This is a genomic window from Sphaerisporangium sp. NPDC049002 (assembly GCF_040649355.1).
Classification (GTDB): Bacteria; Actinomycetota; Actinomycetes; order Streptosporangiales; family Streptosporangiaceae; genus Sphaerisporangium.
In genome coordinates this window covers 1-25,715 of record NZ_JBEZFH010000096.1, presented here as the reverse complement: position 1 = coordinate 25,715, position 25,715 = coordinate 1, and the positions used below count along the sequence as shown (strand labels likewise).

The 25,715-nt window shown below is 70.7% G+C and carries 19 protein-coding genes; 15 read left to right on the top strand and 4 right to left on the bottom strand.

Annotated elements, in window-relative coordinates:
• Both AB0B89_RS20030 and AB0B89_RS20025 read left to right on the top strand, forming a co-directional pair.
• Positions 1 to 4,773, top strand: a 4,773-nt coding sequence (locus AB0B89_RS20030; protein WP_358554645.1) for a PKD domain-containing protein, incomplete at its 5' end; no start/stop codon positions are given.
• Positions 4,774 to 4,934: 161 nt separating this feature from the next.
• The gene (locus tag AB0B89_RS20025) at positions 4,935 to 5,477 is read left to right on the top strand and encodes a hypothetical protein (RefSeq protein WP_358554642.1); all 543 of its coding nucleotides are present in this window, start codon (positions 4,935 to 4,937) and stop codon (positions 5,475 to 5,477) included.
• Here AB0B89_RS20025 and AB0B89_RS20020 read toward each other — a convergent pair.
• Positions 5,474 to 6,412 (bottom strand): BMP family ABC transporter substrate-binding protein, encoded by a 939-nt coding sequence (locus AB0B89_RS20020; protein ID WP_358554648.1) that lies wholly within the window; start codon positions 6,410 to 6,412, stop codon positions 5,474 to 5,476. The genes AB0B89_RS20025 and AB0B89_RS20020 overlap by 4 nt on opposite strands.
• Here AB0B89_RS20020 and AB0B89_RS20015 point away from each other — a divergent pair.
• Positions 6,411 to 6,554 (top strand): hypothetical protein, encoded by a 144-nt coding sequence (locus AB0B89_RS20015; RefSeq protein ID WP_358554651.1) that lies wholly within the window; start codon positions 6,411 to 6,413, stop codon positions 6,552 to 6,554. The two genes, AB0B89_RS20020 and AB0B89_RS20015, sit on opposite strands and share 2 nt — an antisense overlap.
• A 140-nt stretch (positions 6,555 to 6,694) precedes the next feature.
• Here AB0B89_RS20015 and AB0B89_RS20010 read toward each other — a convergent pair whose 3' ends face one another.
• Positions 6,695 to 7,111, bottom strand: coding sequence for a DUF6157 family protein (locus AB0B89_RS20010; RefSeq protein WP_358554639.1), 417 nt, complete (start codon positions 7,109 to 7,111; stop codon positions 6,695 to 6,697).
• Positions 7,112 to 7,809: 698 nt separating this feature from the next.
• Here AB0B89_RS20010 and AB0B89_RS20005 point away from each other — a divergent pair.
• The 4 genes from AB0B89_RS20005 (at position 7,810) to pgi (ending at position 13,298) form a co-directional block, all read left to right on the top strand.
• The gene (locus AB0B89_RS20005) at positions 7,810 to 8,340 is read left to right on the top strand and encodes a hypothetical protein (RefSeq protein WP_358554636.1); all 531 of its coding nucleotides are present in this window, start codon (positions 7,810 to 7,812) and stop codon (positions 8,338 to 8,340) included.
• 157 nt (positions 8,341 to 8,497) lie between these two features.
• Entirely contained in the window at positions 8,498 to 9,238 is a 741-nt protein-coding gene (locus AB0B89_RS20000; protein ID WP_358554633.1) for a beta-phosphoglucomutase family hydrolase, read from the top strand.
• Positions 9,238 to 11,622 carry a glycosyl hydrolase family 65 protein gene (locus AB0B89_RS19995; protein WP_358554630.1) on the top strand — a complete coding sequence of 795 codons (2,385 nt, stop codon included), beginning with the start codon at positions 9,238 to 9,240 and terminating at the stop codon, positions 11,620 to 11,622. Before AB0B89_RS20000 ends, AB0B89_RS19995 begins: the two co-directional genes overlap by 1 nt.
• A gap of 44 nt (positions 11,623 to 11,666) precedes the next feature.
• Positions 11,667 to 13,298: a glucose-6-phosphate isomerase gene (gene pgi / locus AB0B89_RS19990; protein WP_358554627.1), complete on the top strand. Its 1,632-nt coding sequence runs from the start codon at positions 11,667 to 11,669 to the stop codon at positions 13,296 to 13,298.
• A gap of 40 nt (positions 13,299 to 13,338) precedes the next feature.
• Here pgi and AB0B89_RS19985 read toward each other — a convergent pair whose 3' ends face one another.
• Positions 13,339 to 16,230 (bottom strand): AAA family ATPase, encoded by a 2,892-nt coding sequence (locus AB0B89_RS19985; RefSeq protein ID WP_358554624.1) that lies wholly within the window; start codon positions 16,228 to 16,230, stop codon positions 13,339 to 13,341.
• 127 nt (positions 16,231 to 16,357) lie between these two features.
• Between AB0B89_RS19985 and AB0B89_RS19980 the strand changes: the two genes are divergently transcribed.
• The 4 genes from AB0B89_RS19980 (at position 16,358) to AB0B89_RS19965 (ending at position 19,880) form a co-directional block, all read left to right on the top strand.
• The gene (locus tag AB0B89_RS19980; protein WP_358554621.1) at positions 16,358 to 16,819 is read left to right on the top strand and encodes a PPOX class F420-dependent oxidoreductase; all 462 of its coding nucleotides are present in this window, start codon (positions 16,358 to 16,360) and stop codon (positions 16,817 to 16,819) included.
• A gap of 188 nt (positions 16,820 to 17,007) precedes the next feature.
• A complete protein-coding gene (locus AB0B89_RS19975) occupies positions 17,008 to 18,309 on the top strand; it encodes a glycoside hydrolase family 18 protein (protein WP_358554618.1) in 1,302 nt (433 codons plus the stop codon).
• Positions 18,310 to 18,469: 160 nt separating this feature from the next.
• Positions 18,470 to 18,952, top strand: coding sequence for an HIT family protein (locus AB0B89_RS19970; RefSeq protein ID WP_358554615.1), 483 nt, complete (start codon positions 18,470 to 18,472; stop codon positions 18,950 to 18,952).
• A gap of 61 nt (positions 18,953 to 19,013) precedes the next feature.
• Positions 19,014 to 19,880, top strand: coding sequence for an NAD(P)-dependent oxidoreductase (locus AB0B89_RS19965; protein WP_358554612.1), 867 nt, complete (start codon positions 19,014 to 19,016; stop codon positions 19,878 to 19,880).
• Positions 19,881 to 19,896: 16 nt separating this feature from the next.
• On the opposite strand, the gene AB0B89_RS19960 is transcribed toward AB0B89_RS19965, so the two are convergent.
• On the bottom strand, positions 19,897 to 20,913 hold the full coding sequence (locus AB0B89_RS19960) for a zinc-binding alcohol dehydrogenase family protein (RefSeq protein WP_358554609.1): 1,017 nt from the start codon (positions 20,911 to 20,913) through the stop codon (positions 19,897 to 19,899).
• 190 nt (positions 20,914 to 21,103) lie between these two features.
• Between AB0B89_RS19960 and AB0B89_RS19955 the strand changes: the two genes are divergently transcribed.
• From AB0B89_RS19955 to AB0B89_RS19940, 4 genes are all read left to right on the top strand, one after another.
• Positions 21,104 to 21,883, top strand: a complete 780-nt coding sequence (locus tag AB0B89_RS19955; RefSeq protein ID WP_358554606.1) for a DeoR/GlpR family DNA-binding transcription regulator — start codon at positions 21,104 to 21,106, stop codon at positions 21,881 to 21,883.
• Positions 21,884 to 21,984: 101 nt separating this feature from the next.
• On the top strand, positions 21,985 to 23,523 hold the full coding sequence (locus AB0B89_RS19950) for an amino acid permease (RefSeq protein ID WP_358554603.1): 1,539 nt from the start codon (positions 21,985 to 21,987) through the stop codon (positions 23,521 to 23,523).
• Positions 23,520 to 24,971 carry an FGGY family carbohydrate kinase gene (locus AB0B89_RS19945; RefSeq protein WP_358554600.1) on the top strand — a complete coding sequence of 484 codons (1,452 nt, stop codon included), beginning with the start codon at positions 23,520 to 23,522 and terminating at the stop codon, positions 24,969 to 24,971. Before AB0B89_RS19950 ends, AB0B89_RS19945 begins: the two co-directional genes overlap by 4 nt.
• Positions 24,968 to 25,715: FAD-dependent oxidoreductase (locus AB0B89_RS19940; RefSeq protein ID WP_358554597.1), on the top strand; the 748-nt coding region annotated here is incomplete at its 3' end. The genes AB0B89_RS19945 and AB0B89_RS19940, both read left to right, overlap by 4 nt.

Genomic DNA, 25,715 nt, shown 5'->3' with positions numbered 1-25,715 from the left:
GTCTTCACCGCCAACGAGAGCGGGCTGCTCGGCATCGCGCTCGACCCGGCCTTCGCCACCAACCGCTGGGCGTACCTGTACTACTCGCCGCAGTCCAAGGTCGTGGACCGGCTCTCGCGCTTCACCATCAGGCCGGACCTGACGCTCGACGCCACCAGCGAGAAGATCGTGCTGGAGGTGCCCGTGCAGCGGGCCGAGTGCTGCCACCACGGCGGTGGCATGGTGTTCGACAAGGCCACCGGTGACCTGTGGCTGGCCAACGGCGACAACACCAACCCGTTCGCCTCCGACGGCTACACCCCGATCGACGAGCGGGCCGGGCGGGCGGCCTGGGACGCCCAGGGCAGCTCGGCCAACTCCAACGACCTGCGCGGCAAGGTGCTGCGCATCCACCCCGAGCCTGATGGGACGTACACCATCCCCGCGGGCAACCTGTTCCCGCCGGGCACGGCGAAGACCCGTCCGGAGATCTACGGGATGGGCTTCCGCAACCCGTTCCGCATCGGCATCGATCCCAAGACGCACAAGCTGCTGGTCGCCAACTACGGTCCGGACGCGGGCAACCCCAGCGCGACGCGCGGCCCGGAGAACACGGTCGAGTGGGACATCCTCAACGCCCCGGGCTTCTACGGCTGGCCGTACTGCGTGGGCAACAACAAGCCCTACATCGACTTCGACTTCGCGACGAACACCTCCAAGCAGGCGTTCGACTGCGCGGCGCCGAAGAACGACTCGCCCAACAACACCGGCATCACCGACCTGCCGAAGGCGGTGCCCGCCACCGTCTACTACCACTACTCGGCCGACCCCGCCTTCCCCGAGCTGGGCGGCGGCGGCGCGCCCATGGCCGGACCCGCGTACCGGTACGACCCCGCGCTGGTGTCCGACCGCAAGTGGCCCGCCTACTGGGACGGCAAGGCGGTCTTCGGCGAGTGGAACCAGGACCACCTGTACTCGTTCCAGCTCAGCGCCGACGGCTCCCAACTGGTCGACATCAACCCGATGCTGGCCTCGATGAGCTTCAAGAAGCCGATGGACATGAAGTACGGTCCCGACGGCGCCCTGTACCTCATCGAGTGGGGCTCCGGCTTCGGCGGTGACAACACCGACTCCGGCGTCTACCGGATCGACTACGTCCAGGGCAACCGGGCGCCCATCGCCAAGGCCAAGGCCGACAAGGCCTCAGGTCCCGCGCCGCTGGCCGTGAAGTTCTCCAGCGCGGGGTCGGCCGACCCCGACGGGACCGCGCTCACCTACGCCTGGGACTTCGACGGCGACGGAACCGTCGACTCGACCGAGGCGAACCCCTCGTACACCTACACCACGACGGGCAACTTCACGGCCGTACTGACCGTGAAGGACGAGGGCGGCAAGACCGCCACCGCGAACGTACCGATCGTGGTGGGCAACACGGCGCCGACCGTGAAGATCAACCTTCCGCCGGACGGCGGCCTGTTCGAGTTCGGCGACCAGGTGAAGTTCACGATCACGGTCACCGACCCCGAGGACGGCACCGTCGACTGCGCGAACGTCAAGGTGCAGGCCATCCTGGGGCACGACACCCACGGCCACCCGCTCGACCAGTACACCGGCTGCTCGGGAACCGTGCAGACCACCCTGTCCTCCGGGCACAGCGACGGCGACAACGTCTTCTACGTGCTTGAGGCCAGCTACACCGACAAGGGCGGCGCGGGCTCCTCGGGGCCGCTGACCGGCAGGGCCCAGGCGGTCCTGCAGCCCAAGCACAAGCAGGCCGAGTTCTTCACCGAGACGGGTCGCGTCCCCGGCGCCGCCGGCACCGGTGACCCCGGGGTGAAGGTGGAGACCACCACCGACACGCAGGGCGGCTTCAACAACATCGGGTTCATCGAGGACGGCGACTACTGGAGCCACGACCCGGTCAACCTGTCGGGGGTCAGCGGCCTGAGCTTCCGCGCGTCCTCCGCCTCCACGGGCGGCACGATCGAGGTCCACGCGGGCAAGGCCGACGGGCCGTTGGTGGGCAAGGTCGCGGTGACCAACACCGGCGGCTGGCAGACCTTCAGCGACTTCCCGCTGACGCTGACCGACCCGCCGACGTCCAGCGGACCCCTGTACTTCGTCGTCCGCAGGCCCGCGGGCAGCGACAACACCGGTGGGCTCCTCAACGTCAACTGGACCGACTTCATCGGCAAGGGCGTCACCGACAACCAGCGCCCCGCCGTCGTCGTCAACGCGACCCCGGACAAGGGCCCGGCGCCGTTGCAGGTCAGCCTGCACGCCGAGGCCAGTGACCCCGACGGCGACACGCCGCTCACCTACAAGTGGAACCTCGGCGTGGCCGGCGCCCCGGCTCCCACCACGCCCGACGCCTCCTACACCTACACCGCGCCCGGCAGCTACGACGCGTCCGTCACCGTGACCGACGCCAAGGGCGCGTCCCGCACCGAGCATGTCCGCATCACCGTGGACAGCCCCGGCACCACCTGCCTCACCGGCAAGTCCGACGGCTTCGACGGCGTCGCGCTCGACCGCTCGCGGTGGACCGTGCTGGGCGAGAACCAGGACCTGCGGGTGGCAGGCGGCGCCCTGCACATCCCCACGGCCCTCGCGGACATCTACGGCACCAGCAACACCCCGATCCCCAACATGGTGCTGCAGCCCACGCCGAGCGGGGCCTGGCAGGCCACGGCGAAGCTGACGATCGCCGCCAAGGACGCCTACCAGCAGGCGGGCCTCATCCTCTACGGCGACGACGACAACTACGCCAAGATGGTGATCCAGGGGCGTACCACCAACGACCCGGCCACGCGCATCTTCCAGTTCATCAGGGAAGAGGCGGGCGTGCCGAACGAGGTGGCGGCGTCCAACACCGCCAACCTCGGGGCCGCGTTCCCGAACACGGTCTACGTCCGGCTGGCCAGCAACGGCACCACCCTCACCGCTTCCTACTCGGCCGACGGGCTGACCTGGACGGCGATGCCGCAGACCGACAAGGCCATGGCCGGCATCGTCAACCCGCGCATCGGACTGGCGTCCTTCGCCAGCACCGGCGCCAGGCCCGTCATCGACGCCGCGTTCGACTGGTTCCAGCTCACGCCCGACGCCAGCGCGGGCCCGGTGACGCCGGACGACGAGTTCGACGGCACTTCCCTGGACGCCTGCCGGTGGTCCACCGTCGTCCGTCCCGACGCGGCGGCGACCCGGGTGACCGGCGGCAACCTGGAGATCGACACGAGCAAGGGCGACATCTACGGCACCGACAACAGCGGAGCGAAGAACTTCATCCTGCAGACCCCGCCGTCCGGGGACTGGAGCGTGGAGACGAAGATCGACGGCTCGGCGTTCAACGAGGCGTACCAGCAGGGCGGGCTGATCGCCTACCTCGACGACGCCAACTACGTGAAGCTCGACTACCTCGCCGACAGCGCCACCTCGCGCAGGGTGGAGTTCCGCAGTGAGATAGGCGACGCCGTACAGAACCCGCAGCCGCAGCTCAGCGACCTCACGCAGGGCGTGTGGTGGCTGCGGCTGACCAGGGCCGGCACCACCTACCGCGGGTTCGCCTCCTCCGACGGCAAGGCCTGGACCGAGATCGGCACCGGCCTGGTCAACGCGGCGGTGAGCGGCGGCAAGGTCGGCGTTTTCGCCTTCGGGGTCAACGCGGCGGCGTCCAAGACGGCGAAGTTCGACTTCTTCCACGCCTCGTGGGGGCAGCCGGCGGACACCACGCCGCCGAAGGTCTCCGCGGCGACCACCCCGGCGGCGCCCGACGGCGGCGACGGCTGGTTCGTCTCCAGCGTGGCGGTCACGGTGACCGCCTCCGACAGCGGATCGGGGCTGGCCTCCACCGAGGTCAGCGTGGACGGCGGCCCGTGGGCGCCGTACACCGACCCGGTGAGCGTGTCGGCCGACGGTGTGCACAAGGTGGCCTACCGGGCCGCCGACAAGGCGGGTAACACCGCCGACGGCACCATCGAGGTGAAGAAGGACGCCACGGCGCCGCTGACCACGGCGCAGTTCGCTCCCGCCAACGACGACGGCTGGCACGGCGCCACCGTGCCGGTCACGCTCGCCGCGTCCGACGGCGGCTCGGGCCTTGCGGGCATCGAGTACTCGCTCGACAGCGGCGCCTGGAAGTCGTACACCGAGCCGGTCAACGTCACCGGGAACGGCGGCCACACCCTGGCCTACCGGGCCAAGGACAAGGCCGGCAACGTCGAGACCGAGAAGGCCGCGGTCCTCAAGATCGACGGCACCAAGCCCACGGTCCTGGTGTCCGGCATCTCCGACACCCAGATCTACGGCGACAGCCAGGACCTGCGGATCACCTGGCAGGCCGTGGACAGCACCTCGGGGGTGAAGACCCTGACCGGCACGCTGGACGCGGGGGCCTACTCCTCGGGCAGGCTGCAGGCGCTGTACGAGCTGACGCTGGGCACGCACGCGCTGTCGGTCACCGCGACCGACTACGCGGGCAATGTCACCACCCAGAAGGTCACCTTCGGGATCACCACCTCGACCAGGGACCTGAGCCTGTTGATCGACAGGTTCGTCGCGACCAGCAGGCTCAGCCAGGCCGGCGGCAACAAGCTCCAGGCCCAGCTCACCAAGGCCCGCAAGGAGGAGGCGAAGAACAACGACGCCAAGACCGTCAAGGAGCTGGAGAAGTTCAAGACCCTCGCCGCCGACCCGAAGATCGTGCCGACCGCCGAGATCCGTGACGTCCTCGTCCGCGACACCGACGCGGTGATCGCCAAACTCTCGGGACCCGCCAAGAGCAAGAAGAAGTAAGGAGATCCCGGCGACGGGGACGCCTCGACCGTCCCCGCCGCCACCCCTTGTACGAGCGCACGGTCCTGACGACCGGCGCATGACATCCCACGGCGGCCCGGTCTCCTGGAGACCGGGCCGCTGCCTGTACTGCTTGTGTGAGGCGTCATACGATGCGGTCCGTGCCGAATATAGGGATCGCGGAGCTGCTGCTTCTGATCGTGATGGTGGCGGCCGTCGCCGCGGTGGTGGTGGTCATCGTGGCCGTGACCAGGTTCCCGCGAAAGAGGCGCGGAGCATTCGTCCCGCCACCGAGGCCGACGACGCCCCAGGACCTGCACCGCGTCGTCACCCAGTTGACCCTCCAGAGACAGCAGATCCACGCGATCAAGGAGCTGCGCCAGTACACCGGGCTCGACCTGCGGAACGCCAAGGCCGTCGTCGACGCCGTGGCCATGGGCGGTGACATGTGGATCCATCCCGCCATGGCCCCGTTCAAACCCGTCGCCGACGCGGCCCCGCCGCTCGCCGCCCGTCCCGACCTGGCAGGCGCACGCGGGACGGGTCCAAAGCTCACCGCCTTCGTCGGGTTGGCCGTGCGAACCCTGATCAACCTCGGACTCACCCGCACGAGCGAAACCTGGACGCCGGTCTCCGAACCCGCCGGAGCTCCGGGTGCTACACAAGGGCGCCGCAGGCGAACAAGATCTTCGGTGGTCCGCTAGAGCCGGGTGGGGACCTTGATGGTGCCGGTGGCGATCTTTCGTTTGTAGGCGTCGAGTTTTGCCGTGATGTCGTTCACCTTGCCGCCCGTGGTGGCGTAGTCCACGCCTCCGGACTTCATGCCGTAGACCTGGATGCCCGGCTTCGTCTTCTTCGCGGTGAAGCGTTTGACGAAGTCGTACACCGCGACGTCGGCCCTTTTCAGTGCCGAGGTGACGATGACGTCGCGGACGGCGGGGTCAGCGCTCAACGCCTCGTCCACATCGGAGCCGATGGCCAGGCCGCCCGCGGTCTTGGCCGCGGCGAACACCCCGGAACCGGAGGCGCCGGCAGCGTGGAACACCACGTCGGCGCCCTTCTTGAACAACGCCTTGGCCTTCGCCTTCCCTCTCTGCGGGTCGGTGAAGCCACTGAAGTCCGGGTAGACGGAGACGAAGCCGGTGTCCACTTTGACGCGCGGCCGTGCCGCTCTGGCGCCGGCCTGGAAACCCGCGTGGTATTTCTGGTTGTGCGGGTCCTTGACGCCGCCCACGAAACCGACGTGGTGGGCGCGTGACTTCAGCGCCGCCGCCGCGCCGGCGAGGAAACCGGCCTCGTTCTCGGCGAAGAGCAGGTTGGAGATGTTCGGGCCTTTGAAGCTGGCGTCGTCCACGATCGCGAATGTCGTGCGGGGATACTTGGAAGCGACCTGCGCCAGCGGAAACGCATAGGCCAAGCCGACCGCGATGACCGGGTTGTAACCACCCGATGCGAGACGGCTGAGCAGCTTGGCCCTTTCGTCATCGGTTTCGCCGGCGCTCGCCTCCAGCTCCTTGACGGTCCCCAAGCGCAACTTGGTCACCGCTCGGTCGAGACCCGCCGCGACGCTGTCGTTCATCGCCCGGTCGCCGCGGCCTCCGATGTCGTAGGCGACCCCGACCTTCACTTTCCGCGCCATGACGCTTGAGACCTTCGCTCCGGCGGCCTTGCCCGTGGTGCTCCCGGTGTCCGCGGTGGCGGCGGCCGTACCGCCGTACAAGCCCACCGCGACGGTGAGGGTGAACGCGATGCTCGTGCGGAAGGCGACGTGTGCCCCGTGACGATACAAGTTGATCTCCCCGTGTATGCCCCTGAACGAACCTGCCGTTTCAAGCTAGAGGACGGATACGGATCACGCGGGGTCGTTGGTTCAACCCGGTATGGCGGAGTTCGGCCCGTTCGGCGTAGGTGGCGGGGTGGCTCAGGTTCGGCTGGAGCGTAGGGCCTTGAGCACCTTCGTGGCGTCGTCGGTGAGCAGGTCCTGGTACTCCCTGGAGTCCATCGGGCAGAGCGCCACCCTGCCCTCGGCGTCGAAGGCCAGGCCCCAGCCGTAATTCTTCGGCAGCGGCGAGGCGCGCAGGCAGGCCTGTGACCTGGAGAAGAACTCGTCGCGCAGCCTGGCGATGTCGGCTTGCGTGGCCTCCGGCAGGTCCTGCCGCCTGAACCAGGACTCGAACAGCACGTCTTCCTGGGTGTGGACGTACGGGCTGCCGGCCAGCATCTCGTACTGCACGACGGCGACGGTCTTGCGCGCGCCGCGAGCCGAGGGGACCACGCTCTCTGTGACCGGGGAGTCGTCCGCCACCGCGATGAGGGTCTGGTAGTAGTTCAGGTCCACGGAGGCGACTCCTACCCAAAGACTCACTTGTGCTGATATTTCCGGATTCTATCCGGCGGCCTCCGCGCCGCGGCTCTGTCCTGGTTCGAAGACTCGGGGCTCGAAGAGGACTGCGGATCGGATGGCACTGAGCGGATGGGTTCTATCCGGGTGGTCACCGCTGCCGGAGCGGGTTAGGATCCGACGCATGATCGACTCGATTCGTATGCGCCGCGCCTGAGGCGGCGCGACTGCCGGGCCTGCTCGCCGTCGGGCGGCCCCTTCTGAGTCATTCCTTCTTACAGGATCCGCTCCCGCGCGCCGTCGGAACACGCTCCATCGACGATCCGACAGGACATCATGCGTAAGCGCGAACACATCGCCATGATCGGCTGCACTGCGCCGAGCCACATCTACCCCTCGCTCGCCGTCATCAGGGAACTCGTGTCCCGTGGACATCGGGTGAGCTACGCGGTCGGCGAGGGCCTGACCGGGCTGGTCGAGCGGGGCCGAACTCGTTCCCCATCCCTCACTGCTCCCGGCGGGCGACGAGAGCTGGCCGGACGACCCGGGGTCAGCGATGCGGGTCTTCCTCGACGAGGCGATCGCGGTGCTGCCGCGCCTCGTCCAACGGTAACGACGACCGGCCCGACCTCCTGCTCTACGACATCGGCGGCCTGCCAGGGCCCGTACTGGGCGCGCGGTACGGCGTCCCCGCCGTGCAACTCTCTCCCACCCTCGTCGCGTGGGACGGTTACGAGGAGGACCTGGCCGAGACCCTCCACGCTCTGCGGACGTCGGAGTCCGGCAGGAGCTACCACGCGGCGTACAACGCGTGGCTGCGACAGAACGGCATCGAACAGGACACGTGGGACTGGCTGACCAACCCCGAGCATGTCCTGTCCCTGATCCCACGGGCGATGCAGCCCAACGCCGACCGGGTGCCGCCGAACGTACGGTTCGTCGGGCCCTGCCTCGACCCCGGGCGGCTGGCGGACACGAGCTGGACGCCGCCCGAGAAGGGCGGGCGGGTGCTGCTCGTGTCCTTCGGCACCGCCTACAACGACCAGCTCGGCGTCGGAAGGCACCTGCCCGCCGAGGAGGTCACCGCGGCGGCACTGCGTTCGGCGGTCGAGTCGATCGCGGGCTCGGCCGAGGTCGCCGCACGGCTGGCCGAGATCCGCACGTCCGTACGATCGCGCGGCGGCGCCGACCGTGCGGCGGACGTGGTGGAGTCGTACCTCCGCTGACCGAGGACCGAAGCCCGGCGGTACGGCCGCAGGGGCGCCGGGCTGACCGGTCCGGCGTCCCGCCGATCTTCGCGCGCCACCTCACCGGCAGCGGCCGGTGAGGTGGCGATGCCGAAGGTGGGTACGTAGGGGAGGAGATCATGGTCGGGGGGGGCCGATGCTCGGGTTGCCTGGTGGGGTGCGGGGGTGCCTGTTCGACATGGATGGGGTGCTGACGCGCACCGCGACGGTACACGCCGCCGCGTGGAAGTCGATGTTCGACGCGTTCCTGCGGGAAAGGGCCGAGCGTACGGGCGACCCGTTCGTGCCGTTCGACGCGACGGCCGACTATGACCGGTATGTGGACGGCAAGGAGCGGCTGGACGGGACGAGGAGCTTCCTGGCCGCGCGTGGCGTCACCCTTCCCGAGGGCTCGCCGGACGACCGTCCCGGCACGCTGACCGTGTACGGGCTGAGCAACCGGAAGAACGCGCTCGTACAGGCGATCATGGACAGGGACGGCGTGGAGGTGTATCCGGGGTCCGTGCGGTACGTGAAGGCCGTACGGGACGCGGGGACGCACAGGGCGGTCGTGTCGTCGAGCGCCAACACGGCGCGGGTGCTGGCCGCCGCAGGGATCGCCGACCTCTTCGAGGCGCGGATCGACGGGATCACCGCCCGCGAGCGGCATCTCGCCGGCAAGCCCGCGCCCGACATGTACCTCGCGGGCGCGGAGGCGCTCGGGCTCAGGCCGTCGGAGGCGGCGGTGTTCGAGGACGCGCTGGCGGGCGTGGAGGCCGGCCGCGCGGGGAGGTTCGCCTTCGTCGTCGGCGTCGACCGGGTGGGGCAGGCGGACGCGCTGCGCGAGCACGGCGCCGACATCGTGGTCACCGACCTCGCCGAGCTGCTGGAACGATGATGATCCGGCATCCGGCGTTCACGGTCGAGCCCTGGGCGGTACGGGAGTCCAGCCTCGATCTCGGCTTGCTGGCGCAGACCGAGTCGGTGTTCGCGCTGTCCAACGGGCACGTCGGCCTGCGCGGCAACCTCGACGAGGGCGAGCCGTACGGGCAGCCCGGCACCTACCTCAACTCGGTGTACGAGCTGAGGCCCCTTCCGTACGCCGAGGCGGGGTACGGGGACCCCGAGTCCGGGCAGACGGTGGTGAACGTCACCAACGGCAAGCTGATCCGGCTGCTGGTCGACGACGAGCCGTTCGACGTGCGGTACGGCAGGCTGCACGATCACGAGCGGGTCCTCGACCTGCGCGCCGGGACCCTGACCCGCCGGGTCCACTGGAGCTCCCCGACCGGGGCCGAGGTGCGCGTCACCTCCACGCGGCTGGTGTCGTTCACCCACCGCGCGGTGGCCGCGATCGTGTACGAGGTCGAGCCCGTCGAGCGGTCGCTCCGTGTGGTCCTGCAGTCGGAGCTGGTGGCCAACGAGACCACGGAGTACACCGACGGCGACCCGCGCGCCGCCGCGGCCCTCACGTCGCCGCTGGTCCTGGAGGAGAACGTCCCGGCGACCGACGGGGTGGCGATCATGGTGCACTCCACGCGTGCCAGCCGCCTCCGGGTGGCCGCCGCCATGTGCCACGAGGTCGACGGTCCCAAGGGCACGCTGATCGAGGCCCAGGGCAGTGGCGACGTCAACCGCGTGACGGTCGCCACACGGCTGGAGCAGGGCGAGCGGCTGCGGCTGGTCAAGTACTTCGCGTACGGCTGGTCCGCCAAGCGCTCCCGGCCCGCCATGCACGACCAGGTCGTGGCCGCGCTGGCCGCCGCCCGGATGGTCGGCTGGGACGGCCTGCTGGCCGACCAGCGGTGGTTCCTGGACACGTTCTGGGACGGCGCAGACGTGGAGGTCGAGGGGGACTCCGAGGTGCAGCAGGCCGTCCGCTTCGGGCTGTTCCACCTGGTGCAGGCCTCCGCGCGTCTGGAGGACCGCCCCATTCCCGGCAAGGGGCTGACCGGGAACGGCTACGACGGCCACGCCTTCTGGGACACCGAGATGTTCGTGTTGCCGGTGCTCACCTACACCCACCCCCGGGCCGCCGCCGACGCGCTGTCGTGGCGCAAGTCGATCCTCCCGAAGGCGAAGGACCGCGCCGTCCAGCTCGGGCTGCGCGGAGCGGCCTTCCCCTGGCGGACGATCAACGGCGAGGAGTGCTCCGGCTACTGGCCGGCCGGAACCGCGGCGGTCCACATCAACGCCGACATCGCCGACGCGGTCGTACGGTACGTCGACGCCACCGAGGACACCGGCTTCGAGCGGGACACCGGTCTGCCGCTGCTCGTCGAGACGGCCCGGCTGTGGTGCGCACTCGGCCACCACGACGCCGACGGAAGGTTCCGCATCGACGGCGTCACCGGCCCCGACGAGTACAGCGCCCTCGTCGACAACAACGTGTACACCAACCTGCTGGCCCAGCAGAACCTGTGCGAGGCGGCCGAGGCCGCCACCCGCCACCTCGACCGGGCGCGGGAGCTCGGGGTCACGCTGGAGGAGGCGGCCACGTGGCGGGACGCGGCCCTGGCGATGTACGTGCCCTATGACGAGCGGCTGGGCGTGCATCCCCAGGGCGAGGGGTTCACCAGCCACGCGGTCTGGGACTTCTCCGCCACCCGGCCCGATCAGTACCCTCTGCTGCTGCACTTCCCCTACTTCGACCTCTACCGCAAGCAGGTGGTCAAGCAGGCCGACCTGGTGCTGGCGATACAGGTGCGCGGGGACGCGTTCACGCCGGAGCAGAAGGCCCGCGACTTCGCGTACTACGAGGCGCTGACCGTCCGCGACTCCTCGCTCTCCGCCTGCACCCAGGCGGTGGTCGCCGCCGAGGTGGGGCACATCGAGCTCGCCTACCACTACCTCGGCGAGGCCGCGCTGATCGATCTGGACGACCTGGAGAAGAACACCGTGGACGGGATCCACCTGGCCGCGCTGGCCGGGGCGTGGATCGCCCTGGTCGCCGGTCTGGGCGGGATGCGTTCGGGTCAGGGGAGGATGTGCTTCGCCCCGAAGCTGCCCTCGGGCATCACGCGGCTGGCCTTCCGGCTGCGCTACCACGGCCGCCTGCTGCGGGTCGGCATCACGCCCGGCTCGGCGACCTACCGGCTCCTGGACGGCCCGCCGATGACGCTGACCCACTACGGCAAGGAACTTGCCGTGGACGGGCGGGCGGTCACCCGTTCGATCCCCGAGATCCCCGTGCCCGAGGTGACGATCCGTCAGCCGCCCGGCCGTGAGCCCGCGCCCCGCCGTGCGGGACGGAAGCCGCGCCCGCACGGGACTATTGCGTGAAGAATCTATGCACAAGACCGTGCCAGTGACCGGAGGAACCACCGATGCCCACCGTCCCACTCCGTGACCGCGCCTCGTGGAAGGCCCTTGAGCAGCACCACGCCGAGACCGGCGGTCGCCACCTGCGCGAGCTGTTCGCCGAGGACCCGGAGCGTGGTGAGCGCATGTGCGCGGAAGCGGCCGGGTTGTATCTCGACTACTCGAAGAACCGCGTCACCGACGAGACGCTGCGCCTGCTCGTCGAGCTCGCGCGGGAGTCGGAGCTGGAGGAGCGCCGGGACATGATGTTCCGGGGGGAGCCGATCAACACCTCCGAGGGGAGGTCGGTGCTTCACGTCGCGCTGCGCATGCCGAAGGGCGGCTCGCTGGTCGTCGGCGGTACGGACGTCGTCGCCGAGGTACACGAGGTCCTCGACCGCATGGCCGACTTCGCCGGACACGTCCGCTCGGGGCAGTGGAAGGGCTACACGGGCAAACCCATCAAGAACATCGTCAACATCGGCATCGGTGGTTCGGACCTCGGGCCGGTCATGGCGTACGAGGCGCTACGTCACTACAGCAAGCGTGACCTGATGTTCCGGTTCGTGTCGAACGTCGACTCCACCGACTTCGTGGAGGCGACCCACGACCTGTTCGCCGACGAGACGCTGTTCATCGTCTCCTCCAAGACCTTCGGCACGCTGGAGACCCTCGCCAACGCCCACTCGGCCCGCGACTGGGTGATCGGCCAGCTCGGCACCGACGAGGCCGTCGCCCGGCACTTCGTCGCGGTGTCGACCAACGCCGATCGCGTCGCGGAGTTCGGCATAGACACGGCCAACATGTTCGGCTTCTGGGACTGGGTGGGTGGCCGCTACTCGATGGACTCCGCGATCGGGTTGTCGACCATGCTGGCCATCGGCCCCGAGCACTTCCGCGAGATGCTGGCGGGCTTCCACGAGATGGACGAGCACTTCCGTACGGCCCCGCTCGCCGAGAACCTGCCGGTGATCATGGGCCTGCTCGCCGTGTGGTACGTGAACTTCTTCAGGGCGCAGACCATCGGCGTCATGCCGTACGAGCAGTACCTGAAGCGCTTCCCCGCCTACCTCCAGCAGCTCACGATGGAGTCGAACGGCAAGCACGTGACCCGCGACGGTCACGAGGTCGACTACGACACCGGGCCGGTCTACTGGGGCGAGCCCGGCACGAACGGCCAGCACAGCTTCTACCAGCTCATCCACCAGGGCACGAGGTTGATCCCCGTCGACCTGATCGGGTTCGGCAAGAGCCTCAACCCGCTGCGCGACCATCACGACCTGCTGTCGGCCAACGTCTTCGCCCAGGCGCAGGCCCTCGCCTTCGGCAAGACCGAGGAGGAGATCCGCGCCGAGGGCACGGCCCCTGACGTCGCGCCCCACCGGGTCATGGAGGGCAACCGTCCCACGAACGTGCTGCTCGCCGAGCGCCTCACCCCACACCTGCTCGGTGTGCTGGTGGCCCTCTACGAGCACAGCACGTTCACCCAGGGGACGATCTGGGGGATCGACTCCTTCGACCAGTGGGGAGTTGAGCTGGGCAAGGTGCTCGCGGGTCAGATCGCCCCGGAGCTGGTGAGCGAGGCCGAGCCCGAGCTCGCCCACGACTCCTCAACCAACGCGCTCATCCGCCGATACCGGACCCTGAAGGAGAGCTAGCAGCGCGTTCCCGGCGATGCCCGGGTCCAGGGCGCCATGGTCAGCGGTCGAACAGGTGGAGGCGGTGGGCCGTCGCCGCCGCCTCGCCCCGGGACGCGACGCCGAGCTTGGCGAGGATCTTGGAGACGTGCACGCTGACGGTCTTCGCCGAGATGAACAGCTCCGTGGCGATCTCGCGGTTGCTGCGACCGGTCGTGACCAGGCGGAACACCTCGTGCTCGCGGGCCGTGAGCCCGAGCCGTGCCTCCTCGGAGGCCGAGGCGTCCGGCGGACCCGAGGCGCCGGACGCCTCGGCGAGCGGGAGGCGCGCCCTCCTCGCCAGGGAACCGATCTCGGTGACCAGAGGCACGGCGCCGACCTGGCCGGCCAGGAGCGCCGCCCGTGAAAGCCGCCCGGCCGCCTCGTCGCGCTCACCCTCGGCGACGGCGGCGTGCGCGGCGGTGAGCAGGGCACGGGCCTCCGCGTACGGCTGGCGCAGCGCGGCCCAGGCGGCCACGGCCCGGTCGCACGTCGCGAGGTCGGCCGAACCGGACACCCGCGCCACCTCGGCGGCGAAGGTGAGACGGTGAGCCTCCTGAAGGTCGGCCTCCACCTCCTGCTCGGCCGCCAGAGCGCGCAGGTCACCGAGCAGGGGGCCGGCCACCTGGACGCTCGTCACGAGCACCGGCCAGACGTAGCGGGGGGCGGCGTTCGGGTCGTGGTCGCTCAGGGTCTTCTCTACCAGCGTGAACGCCTCGTCGCCGCGATCGTGCGCGATCAGCAGCTCGATCTCCCTGCGGAGCTGCGGCAGGATCGTCTGGTCGCGGTAGGTGCCGGCGCCGATGATGCTCCTCGACGACTGGAAGAGCGCACCGGCCCGGTCGAGCTCGCCCCGGGCCAGCGCGATGTCGGTGGCGAAGCCCTGCAGGCTCGCCCGGTAGGGCGCGGGCGGCATGACGTCGAGGGCGCGCTGGATGACGCGCAGCGCCTCCTCCCAGCGCCCCAGGGAGAGCAGCGGCTCGGCGAGGTTGATCGCCAGGAAGGCGCCCGAGGTGCGGGCCATGCCGTACGCCTCGGCGTCGGCTATGCCCCTGCGGGCGACCTTGGCGGCCTCCTCGTGCCACCCGGCTCCCTCCAGCGCGTCGGACTCGGAGATGGCGGCCCGCATGAGCCCGTGGTAGGTGGGGGCCCGGCTCGCGATCTCGCGTGCCCGCGTGTACGCGGCGCTCTGGGTCTCGAACTCGGAGTAGCGGCACTGGGCCCAGGTCAGCGTGATGAGGGCGTGCGCCTCGGTGTCGGCGTCGCCCACGTGGCGGGCTATGCGCATGGCCTCCTCGGCCAGCGCCACCTTCTCGGCCCGGGTGTCCGGCCCGTGGAGCGTGCGTGCGAGGTTCTCCAGCACCTTGCCGCGGAGCTCGGTCGGAGGGTCGGCGGGGACGAGCCGGGCGGCGGTGCGCAGGTCGTCGACGAACCCTGCCCGGCCCAGGTCGTACCGGGCGAGCCCGCGCTGTCGCAGCACCCGGGCCGCCCGGATGGGGTCGGCGTCGCTGTCGATCTCGCGCAGGGCCGCCTTGGCCAGGGAGATGCCGCGCTCGAACTCCCCGGCCAGGTGGGCCACGGTGATGGTCTGCCTGAGCACGTCGACATAGTCATGCCCGGTCTTCCCGGCGGCGTCGGGCACGGTGTCCCACAGTTCGAGCACCCTGGTCAGCATGCGCAGTTGCTCGTCGTAGGCCGCCGACCTTCTCGCGGCGGTCGCCGCCCGCCACGCGCTGATGAGCGCCGAGGGGGCGTCGTGCGCGGCGAACCAGTGGTAGGCCAGCTCGATGGCTCCGCGCAGGGCGGGAAGAATGCCGGGATCGCGCTCCAGGGTCTGCGCGAAACGGGTGTGCAGGCGGGTGCGCTCGCCGGGGAGCAGGTCGTCGTGGACGGCCTCGCGGATCAGCGCGTGCCGGAAGGCGTACCCCTCGCCGTCGACGATCAGGACGTTGCCCGCGACGGCCGGGCGCAGCGCGCGGGACAGCGCGCCGTCGTCGAGACCCGCGACGGCGGCGAGCAGGGCGTGCTCGATGCGGTCGCCGCCCGCGCTGGCCACGCGGAGCAGCTCCTGGGTGTCGTCGGGAAGGCGCTCGACGCCGGCCAGGAGCAGGTCGCGCAGCGACTCGGGCAGGGACTCTCTCTCGCCGCCGCTGAGCAGCGCCTCGACGAACAACGGGTTGCCCTCGCTACGGGTGTAGATCACGTCGACGTCGAGGGCGAGGGGCTCCCTGTCGAGGATGCCTGCGGCCTGCTCGACCACCTCGCGCCTGCTCAGCCTGCCCAGCTCCAGCCGGGCGACCCAGTCGATGCGGCTGAGCTCGGTCAGCAGGGGACGCAGGGGGTGGCTGCGGTGGAGCTCGTCGGAGCGGTAGGTGACAAGGGTCAGCAGGCGGGTGTCCGGCTGCTGGTAGCGGGTGAGGAACGACAGCAGGTCGCGGGTGGAGCGATCGGCCCAGTGGGCGTCCTCGATGACCAAGATGGTGGGCTCCAGCTCGGCGAGCCGCTCCATCAGGCCGAGGACCTGCTCGAACAGCCGGGCACGGGCCTCGGCGCCGTCGTCGTCGGGCTCGCCGAACTCCGGGAGCAGGCGGGCCAGCCCTCGTGTGCGCCCGCCGGGCACCAGCGCGGCGATGCCCTCGCGGCCGAGGTCGCGCGCGAGCGTGCGCAGCACCGCGGTGAAGGGGGCGAAGGGCAGGCCGTCGGTGCCGAGCTCCAGACAGCCGCCGACGAGGACCCGGGCGGTGCCCGCCCGCTGGAAGAACTCGTGGATCAGGCGCGTCTTGCCCACCCCGGCCTCGCCGCCGACGAACACGGTGGTCGCGGCTCCGCCGCGCACGCGGGCGAGGGACTCGCCGAGGAGGCCGAGCTCATCAGCCCGCCCGACGAACAGGGGGCTCACCGTATGCGCCGTCACGCCCCCAAGAATGCCAGCCACCACCGACATTCCCCCAGTCGGCCGGATAGTGGAGCCTTCGGCGATCCGGCGGTGGTGCCTGTGGTGGCGAAGTGAACGGCGAGCGGCATGGTCGTACAGTGAGGCCATGAGCCCGAGGATCGCGACCGCCGACACGGTCACCCGTGAGCAGCTGCTCGACTTCGTCCGTGAGCGCCACAGGGCGCTCGTCATCACGACGCGGCGTGACGGCGGCCCGCAGGCGTCCCCTGTGAGCTGCGGCGTCGACGAGCTGGGCCGCATCGTGGTGTCCACCTACCCCGAACGCGCCAAGACCAAGAACGCCCGCCGCGACCCCAAGGTGAGCGTCGTCATCCTGTCGGACGACTTCGACGGGCCCTGGGTGCAGATCGACGGGGCCTGCGAGGTCCTCGACATGCCCGAGGCGCTCGAACCGCTCGTCGAGTACTACCGGTCCATCTCCGGCGAGCACCCCGACTGGGACGACTACCGCGCGGCCATGGAGCGCCAGGGCAAGTCGCTGCTGCGCATCACGCCGGTGAAATGGGGCCCGGTCGCCACGGGAGGCTTCCCCGCGCGCCTCGCCTGACCACAGAGGAACGAACGACCCGTCAGTCGCCGGCGGGACGCACGCCCGCGCGCTAATTTCCCGTACCAGGACAATCCCGGCAGGGCCAAGGGAAGGCATTGACGCGCCGCACGGCGGACTCTACGATCCGTGAAAACTTATAGGAAACTTTCCTATAAATAAAGCTCATCGAGCAAGTGGAGATGGCCGTGCGACGTCCTTTCCAGCACGCACTCGCGGCGGCGATCGCCGTCGGCCTCGGCGCGGTGGCCGTGCCCGCCGGGGCCCTGGCGGCGACAGCCGTACCCGCGCCCGCCCAAGCGCATCCGGACGGCGGTGACCGGTTCAAGCGGGTCGCCTACTTCATCCAGTGGGGCATCTACGGACGCGACTACCACGTCAAGGACGTGGACACCAGCGGTGCCGCGGCCAAGCTGACCCATATCAACTACGCCTTCGGGAACGTCGGCGCGGACGGCACGTGCGTCTCGGCCGACGCCTGGGCCGACTGGCAGCGGCCGGTCTCCGCCGAGGAGAGCGTGGACGGCGTCGCCGACCAGCCGGGCCAGGCGCTCAACGGCAACCTGAACCAGCTCAGGAAGCTCAAGGCCAAGAATCCCGGCCTCAAGGCGCTGATCTCCCTCGGCGGCTGGACCGGGTCGAAGTACTTCTCCGACGCCGTCAGCACCCCCGAGGCCCGTACCGCGCTGGCCGCCTCCTGCGTGGGCCTCTGGCTCAAGGGCGACCTGCCTGGCCTGGCCCCGGGCAGCGGCGCGGGCGTCTTCGACGGCATCGACCTCGACTGGGAATGGCCGGGCTCGGAGGGCAACGCCGGCAACGTCATCCGGCCGGAGGACAAGCGCAACTTCACGCTCTTCACCGCCGAGCTGCGCCGGCAGATGAAGGCCTACGACGCGAAGAGCGAGCTCACCGCGTTCCTCCCCGCCGCCGCCGCCAAGATCGACGCCGGCTTCGAGGTCCGCGACGTGTTCCGCAACCTCGACTTCGCCACGATCCAGGGCTACGACCTGCACGGTCCCTGGGAGAGCAGGACCGGCCACAACGGCAACCTGCTCACCGACCGCAAGGACCCGAACCCGGTCAAGTACAGCGTGGACGCCACCGTCCGCGACTACCTGGCGCGCGGCGCCCCCGCCAAGAAGATCGTGGTCGGCGTCCCCGCGTACGGGCAGGGCTGGACAGGCGTGAAGTCCACGGGCAACGGCCTGTACGCCCAGGCGACGGGCCCGGCCCCCGCGACGTGGGCGCCCGGCACCGAGGACTACAAGATCCTCGTCAACAAGCCGGGCAAGCGGTACCGCGACCTGCTCACCGGCACGCTGTGGCTGTACGACGGCAACGAGTTCTGGTCGTACGACGACCCGGCGTCGCTGCTGGAGAAGGCCGCCTACATCAGGCTGAAGGGGCTCGGCGGCTCGATGATGTGGTCCATCGACCAGGACGACACCAAGGCCTCCCTCACCTCGGCCCTCTACAAGATCCTTCGCTGACGCCGGCGCGCGAGGACGGGCCTGCGGCGTACTGCTGTTCGAGTGGTACGCCGCCGGCCGACCCATGCCGGAGGTCTCCCAGGCCGGGAGGCCAGGAGGCGCTGACTCTTTGTGCCACCCCGGAAGGGATGATCCGGTCGGGGGAGAGAATCATTGAGGGATGGACACAGGCGATCCTTGCGTGTTCTGCGACATCATCGCGGGCCGGACCGAAGCGAGCGTGGCCTTCCAGGACGATGTGGCGATCGTGGTCATGGACGGCAACCCGGTGAACCCGGGCCACGCCCTGGTGATCTCACGTGTGCACGCCACCGGGCTTGAGGACCTCGACGAGCAGGTCGGGGCCCACATGTGGCGGGTGGCCCATCGGGTGGCGCTGGGGCTGCGCCGTTCGGGACTGCGCTGTGAGGGCGTCAACGTGCTGGTCGGCGATGGGGAGGCCGCGCTCCAGGAGGTGTTCCACACCCACATACACGTGTTCCCGCGCTTCGAGGGGGACAACGTCGTCGTCGACGCCGACTGCGAGCCGCGGGATCGCCGGCTGCTGAACCAGGAGGCGTGGGCCCTGCGGGAGGCCATGAAGGCATTCGTGTCCGAGGCGTCCACCTCGGTGATGCTCCCGCATCGCGCTCCGACGGCGTAGGTACCCGGCTGCCTCCGGGCCCGTGGAGGGCCCGGACGATCACGGCAAGGGGGGATGACAGATGCGTGTGGCCGTACTGGGAACGGGTCACATGGGCCGGGCGGTGGCGAGAAGGCTGCTCTCGCACGGCTACGACGTCAGGGTCTGGAACCGCACGCCGGGCAGGGCCGCCGAGGTGGTCGAGGCCGGTGCGGTCGAGGCGTCCTCGCCGGTGGAGGCCGCGCGCGGCGTGGAGGCCGTGCTGCTGTCGCTGGCCGACGACCAGGCCGTTCTCGGCGTCATGGGACGGCTGGCCGAGCTGGACTCCGATCCGGACTGGCCGATCGTGGTCGACCTGAGCACCGTCTCGCCGGACACCTCCCGCGAGCTCCGCGACCTCGCACCCGGACGGAGGTTCGTGGCCTCGCCGATCCTCGGGGCTCCGCAGACCGTCCTCGACGGCATGGCCTCGGGCCTGCAGGGCGGTGAACGGCGGCTCGTGGACCGGCTGGAGCCGATCTGGCCGCGGGTCTTCTCCTCCTACTGGTACTGCGGCGAGGATCCCGGGAGCGCGTCGGCCTTCAAGCTGCTCAACAACTACCTGATGATGTCCGGAGTCGCCGTCATCGCCGAGGCGGTGGGCACGGCCGAGGCGGCCCGGCTCGACAAGAAGCTGCTGCGCGAGCTGCTTCACCGGTGGCCCACCGTCGCGCCCGGCCTCCACGACCGCCTCGACGACCTCCTCTGCGGCGATCACAAGGGCTGGTTCGCCGCGCGGCTCGGCGCCAAGGACGTGCGGCTCTTCAACGAGGTGGCGGAGTCGGCCGGGCTTTCGCCGCCCATCGCGCGCCTGGTCGAGCGGCGCTACGAGGAGGCGGCGGAACGCGGCTGGAGCGAGGCCGACATCACCGCGATCGTGGAGCTGGTCCGCGCGGAGCGCCGCACCTGAACCCGGCGGCGGCCGGTCAGCCGCCGATGTGGAGTACGGCCGCGCCGGTCACGCGGTCGGCCGCGAGATCGGCCAGGGCCATGTCCGCCTGGTCGAAGGGGTACGGGGTCGTGGTCACCTCCAGCGGGTGGAGCGTGGCGATGCTCAGGAACGTGCGGCCGTCGTTGCGGGTGTTGGCGGTGACGCTCCGCAGGGTGCGCTCGTAGAACAGGTGACGGTGGTAGTTCAGCTCGGGGACGTCCGTCAGGTGGATGCCCGCCACGGCGAGCGTGCCGCCCCGGTCGAGGGCGTCGAGCGCCACGGGCACCAGGTCGCCGACGGGCGCGAACAGGATGGCGGCGTCCAGGGGCTCGGGCGGAGCGTCGTAGGCGCCGGCCGCCGACGCCGCTCCGAGGTCCAGCGCCAGCTCCCGCGCCTTCTCCGAGCGGGTCAGCACGTGTACCGAGGCGCCCTGGGTGATCGCGACCTGCGCGATGAGGTGCGCCGAGGCGCCGAAGCCGTAGATGCCCAGCCGGCCACGCGTCGGCAGCTCCGCGTGCACCAGAGCCCGGTATCCGATGATCCCCGCGCACAGCAGCGGGGCCAGTTGCTCGGCGGGGCGGTCCTCCGGCAGCTCGTAGACGTAGTCCTCCAGAGCGGTTGTGTACTCGGCGTACCCGCCGTTGACGTCCCAGCCGGTGTACTTGGAGTTGGGGCAGAGGTTCTCCGCGCCGCGAAGGCAGTAGCGGCACTCTCCGCAGGTGAAGTGGAGCCACGGCACCCCGACTCTGGTGCCGACCTCCAGCCGGTTCGCGTCGAGGCCCCGGGCCGCGACCCGGCCGACCACCTCGTGCCCCGGGACGGTGCCAGGGCGTCTCGGCGGGAGGTCCCCCTCGGCCAGGTGCAGGTCGGTGCGGCAGACGGCGCACACCTCGACCCTGACGAGCACTTCTCCGGGGCCGGGCTCCGGCACGGGAAGACGGACGCGTTGGAGTGGCCGCGTGTCCATGGGACCGGGGTGGCGCACCACCCAGGCGGTCATCGTTTCGGCCATGCCCCCATGCTCACACGCCGGTCCGGACGGCCCGCCACAGCCCCGCACCGAACACGCTCCGGCCCTCCGGTTCCCCTTGCCCACCTCAGCGGCACCGAAAAAATCAGACAAATCACCTCTTGACGTGCGTTAACTCGCATATCCATACTTCCAGTCAACATTCCACACGTTTCCACAAAGAGGAGGCCGGGTGCTGCCCGCGGAACGTCGTCGCCGCATCGCCGCCGAGGTGGCCGCTCGTCCGAGCGTCAAGACCGAGGAGCTCGCCGAGCTCTTCTCGGTCTCCGGGGAGACCATCCGCCGCGACCTGCTCCGCCTGCAGGACGACGGCCTGGTGGAGCGCGTACACGGCGGCGCCACTCCCGCCGAACGCCCCCGGGCGGTCGAGGACAGCTACGCTCAGCGCAGGGCCCTGAACGTCACCGGCAAGCAGGCCATGGCCAGAGCCGCCGTCTCCCTGCTGCGTCCGGGCGACACCGTGATCTTCGACGTCGGCACCAGCGTGGCCGAGGTGGCCCGCGCCATCCCGGTCACCTGGACCGGCCGCGTGCTGACCAACTCGCTGCCGGTGGGCGCGGAGCTGGCCGACCGGCCCGGCATCGAGGTGCTGGTCTCCGGCGGGCGCACCCGCTCGGGAGACCTCGCGCTGGCGGGAGGCCAGACGGTGGCCTTCTTCGCCGACTACTACGCCGACCTGGCGTTCCTCGGCTCGGGCGGGGTTCACCCGGGAGCCGGGCTGACCGACTTCCACTCCGACGAGGTCGACGTCCGCCGGGTCATGCTCGACCACTCCACCCGCTGCTACGCGATCGCCGACGCCACCAAGCTCGGTGTGATCGCGGCGCGGCACGTCTGCGCGCTCGATCGGCTCACCGGCCTGATCAGCGACGGAACCCCCGACGAAGGTCTCGCCGAGGCGCTGGCGACCGCCGGTGTGCGCCTCGTCGGACCGCACGACACCGGCCTTTGATGACCCCCGCCCCATGATCCCGATCCCGATGACGAACCACCGGCGCGACCACCGCACGACGGAGGCGACGCTCCCGCTTCACCTTGCTCCAAGGAGTGTTCATGTCCGAGGACTACCCGTCCACCACTTCAGCGCCTGAGCCGTCCCCGGTTCCCGGCACCGCCGCGTACGCCCCGAGGGCCGGCTCGGCGGACATGACCGACGACGAGCTGGTCTCTTCGTACGGCTACACCCAGCAGTTCGCCCGCACCCTGCGCTCGTTCGAGTCGTTCGCGGTCGCGTTCTCGTTCATCTCGATCACGACCGGCCTGTTCAGCACGTTCGGGTTCGTGCTCGGCGCGGGCGGCCCGCGCGGCATCTGGACCTGGCCGATCGTCGTGATCGGGCAGGTCTTCGTCGCGCTCGTCTACGGCATGCTCGCCTCGAAGATCCCGCTGTCCGGCTACTCGTACCAGTGGGCCTCGCGCCTCGCCAACCCCCGCGTGGGCTGGTGGTTCGGGTGGGTGTCGTTCGCGTTCCTGTCGATCGTGACGGTCGCCGTGGACTACGGGCTCAGCCAGGCCGCGCTGCTGCCGCTGTTCGGCATCGAGTTCAGCCCCGGCAAGGCGATGCTGGTCACCCTGGTCGTCCTCGTGATCCAGGCGATCCTCATCATCTGGTCCACGCCGATCACCGCGAAGATCAACAACTGGGCGGTGGGCGCCGAGGTCATCGGCATGGTCGGGCTGACCCTGGCCCTGCTCGCGGCCGCCCTGTTCGCCGGCAAGGGCGACTGGTCCCAGCTCGGGTCCACCGGAGCGGTGGCCGACGCCGGCTACTACGGCTGGCTCGGCCCGTTCATGCTGGCCACGCTGCTCGGCGCGTACACGATCGTCGGCTGGGAGTCGGCGTCCAACCTCGCCGAGGAGACCCACAACCCGCGCCAGGTGGTGCCCCGCGCCATGGTGCGCTCGATCCTCGTCGCGGGCGGCCTCGGCATGCTGTTCCTGATCGTGCTGGTGGCGACCGCCCACGACATCCCCGCCCTGACCGGCGACAGCGCCCCGGTGGCGACGATCATCGGCCAGAACCTGGGCCCGGTCATCAAGGCCATCGCCCTGGTCATCGTCTGCGTGTCGATCTTCGCCTGCGGGCTGGTCATCATGGTCACCAACAGCCGCCTGATCTACAGCATGGCCCGCGACGGCCGCCTCCCCGCCGCCAAGGTGCTGACCCGGGTGCCGCGCGCCACCGGCGGCCCGATCTGGGCCACGTTGCTCGCCGGCGGCCTCAGCGCCGCGATCGTCATCGGCTTCGGGCTCAACGCCAACGCCCTGGCGAACCTCCTCGGCGCGGCCACGCTCATGCCCGCCATCCTCTACGCCGGCACGGTGCTGCTTTACTGGTTCACCCGCAACCGCATCCCCGCCCGACCCGGGGACTTCGTCCTCGGCAGATGGGAGAAGCCGGTCGTCGCCCTCGCGCTGCTGTGGCTGGCGTACGAGCTGGTCATCCTGATCGGCCCGGCCGACTTCCGCCAGGCCCAGTACTACGCCGTCGGCACGCTCGTCGTGGGCGCGCTGGTCTACGGGGGCATGCTGTGGAGGGCCCCGGGATCCCTGCGGCACGAGCCCGGCCTGTCCCGTGGAGGTGGCCGGTGACCTCGGCGAACATCCTGGCGATCGACCAGGGCACCTCGGGCACCAAGGCGCTGTTGGTCTGCCCGGAGCGCGGGATCATCGGCTCAGGGGAGACCTCCGTGCGCCCCCGGTACGGCTCCGGGGGCCTGGTCGAGCAGGATCCGGGCGAGCTGCTGCGGTCGGTGCTGGACGCCGGACGGGAGGCCGTCGCCGCGGCGGGAGAGTCCGTCGCGGCCGTCGGCCTGGCCAACCAGGGCGAGACCGTGCTGGCGTGGGACCCCGAGACCGGTGAGCCCCTGACCGACGCCATCGTCTGGCAGGACCGGCGCGCGCAGTCCGTCTGCGACGAGCTGACGGGCGAGGCCGGGCGCCTCGCCGGGCTCAGCGGGCTGCCGCTCGATCCCTACTTCGCCGCGCCCAAGATGGCCTGGCTCCGCCGCCACCTCACCCGGGAGGGCGTCGTCACGACGAGCGACTCCTGGCTCGTCCACCGGCTGACCGGCGTCTTCGTCACCGACGCGTCCACGGCGTCGCGCACCATGCTGCTCGACCTAGACGCCACCGAGTGGTCGCCGGAGGCGCTGGAGATCTTCGGGCTCGCGGGGGAGCGGCTGCCCGCCGTCGTGGACGCGGCCGGCGCCTTCGGCGAGACGGACGCCTTCGGCGCGGCCGTCCCGCTGACCGGTCTGCTCGTCGACCAGCAGGCGGCACTGCTCGCCCAGGGCTGCGTCGAGCAGGGCAGCGCGAAGTGCACCTACGGCACGGGAGCGTTCCTGCTCGCCAACGCCGGCCCGCGTGCCGTCCGTTCCTTCGCCGGTCTCGCGGCCTGCGTCGCCTGGCGGTTCGCGGGACGGCCGGCGTACTGCCTGGACGGGCAGGTCTACACGGTCGCCTCCGCCGTCCGCTGGCTCACCGAGCTCGGGGTGATCGGCGGGGCCGAGGACCTCGACCGGCTCGGCGGCAGCGTGCCCGACGCGGGCGGTGTCACCTTCGTCCCGGCCTTCGCGGGCCTTGCGGCCCCCTCGTGGCGGGGCGACGTACGGGCGTCGCTGTCCGGGCTGGGCCTGGACACCACCCCGGCCCACGTCGTACGGGCGCTGTGCGACGGGATCGCCGCGCAGGTCGTCGAGCTGGCCGGGGCCATGGCGAGCGACCTCGGCCGCCCGCTGACCAGCCTTCGCGTGGACGGCGGCCTCACCCGCAGCGCGGTGCTCATGCAGACCCAGGCCGACCTGCTCCAGCTCCCGGTCGAGGTGTACGCCTCGCCCGACGCCACCGCGCTCGGTGTCGCGGCGGCGGCGAGAATGGGCCTGGACCCGGGCCTGACGGTGGGCGAGGCGACGGGGAGGGGGGCGCCCTCGGCCGTCTACGAGCCCCGCGCCGGAGCCGACGAGGCCGCTGACCGGCTGGGCTCGTACGCGGCGGCCGTGCGGGCGCTGCTCACCGAGGACACGAAGGAGAACCTGTGAACGACGGCCCGGGGGGTCCCGGCGACCAGGCGGCGTATGACGTCGTGGTCGTCGGGGCGGGCGTCGTGGGCACCGCGATCGCCCGCGAGCTGGCCCACCACGACCTGCGGATCGCCGTCCTGGACGCCGCCGCCGACGTCGGCGACGGCACGTCCAAGGCCAACACCGCGATCCTGCACACCGGCTTCGACGCGACCCCCGGGACCCTTGAGTCCCGCCTGGTACGCCGTGGCTACGACCTGCTGGAAGGCTACGCGGCGGCGACCGGCATCCCTGTGGAGCCGCTCGGGGCCCTGCTGGTCGCCTGGGACGACGAGCAGCTCGCCGCCCTCCCGAAGCTGAAGGCCAAGGCCGAGGCCAACGGGTACGACCGCACGCGCGTCATCGGCGCGGACGAGGTCTACCGGCGCGAGCCGCGACTCGGCCCGGGCGCCCTGGGCGCGCTGCACGTGCCGGGGGAGAGCATCATCTGCCCCTGGACCACCACCCTCGCCTTCGCCACCGAGGCCGTCCGGGCGGGCGTCGACCTGCGCCTTTCGACCCGGGTCGGCGAGGTGGTCGCGGGCGACGGCGACCGCCCGCACGAGATCCGCACCAGCCGGGGCGTGGTGCGCGCCCGCTACGTGGTCAACGCCGCCGGACTGTGGTCCGACGAGCTCGACCGGCGGTTCGGGCACCGGGGGTTCACCGTGACGCCCCGCAGGGGCGAGCTGATCGTGTTCGACAAGCTGGCCCGCCCGCTGG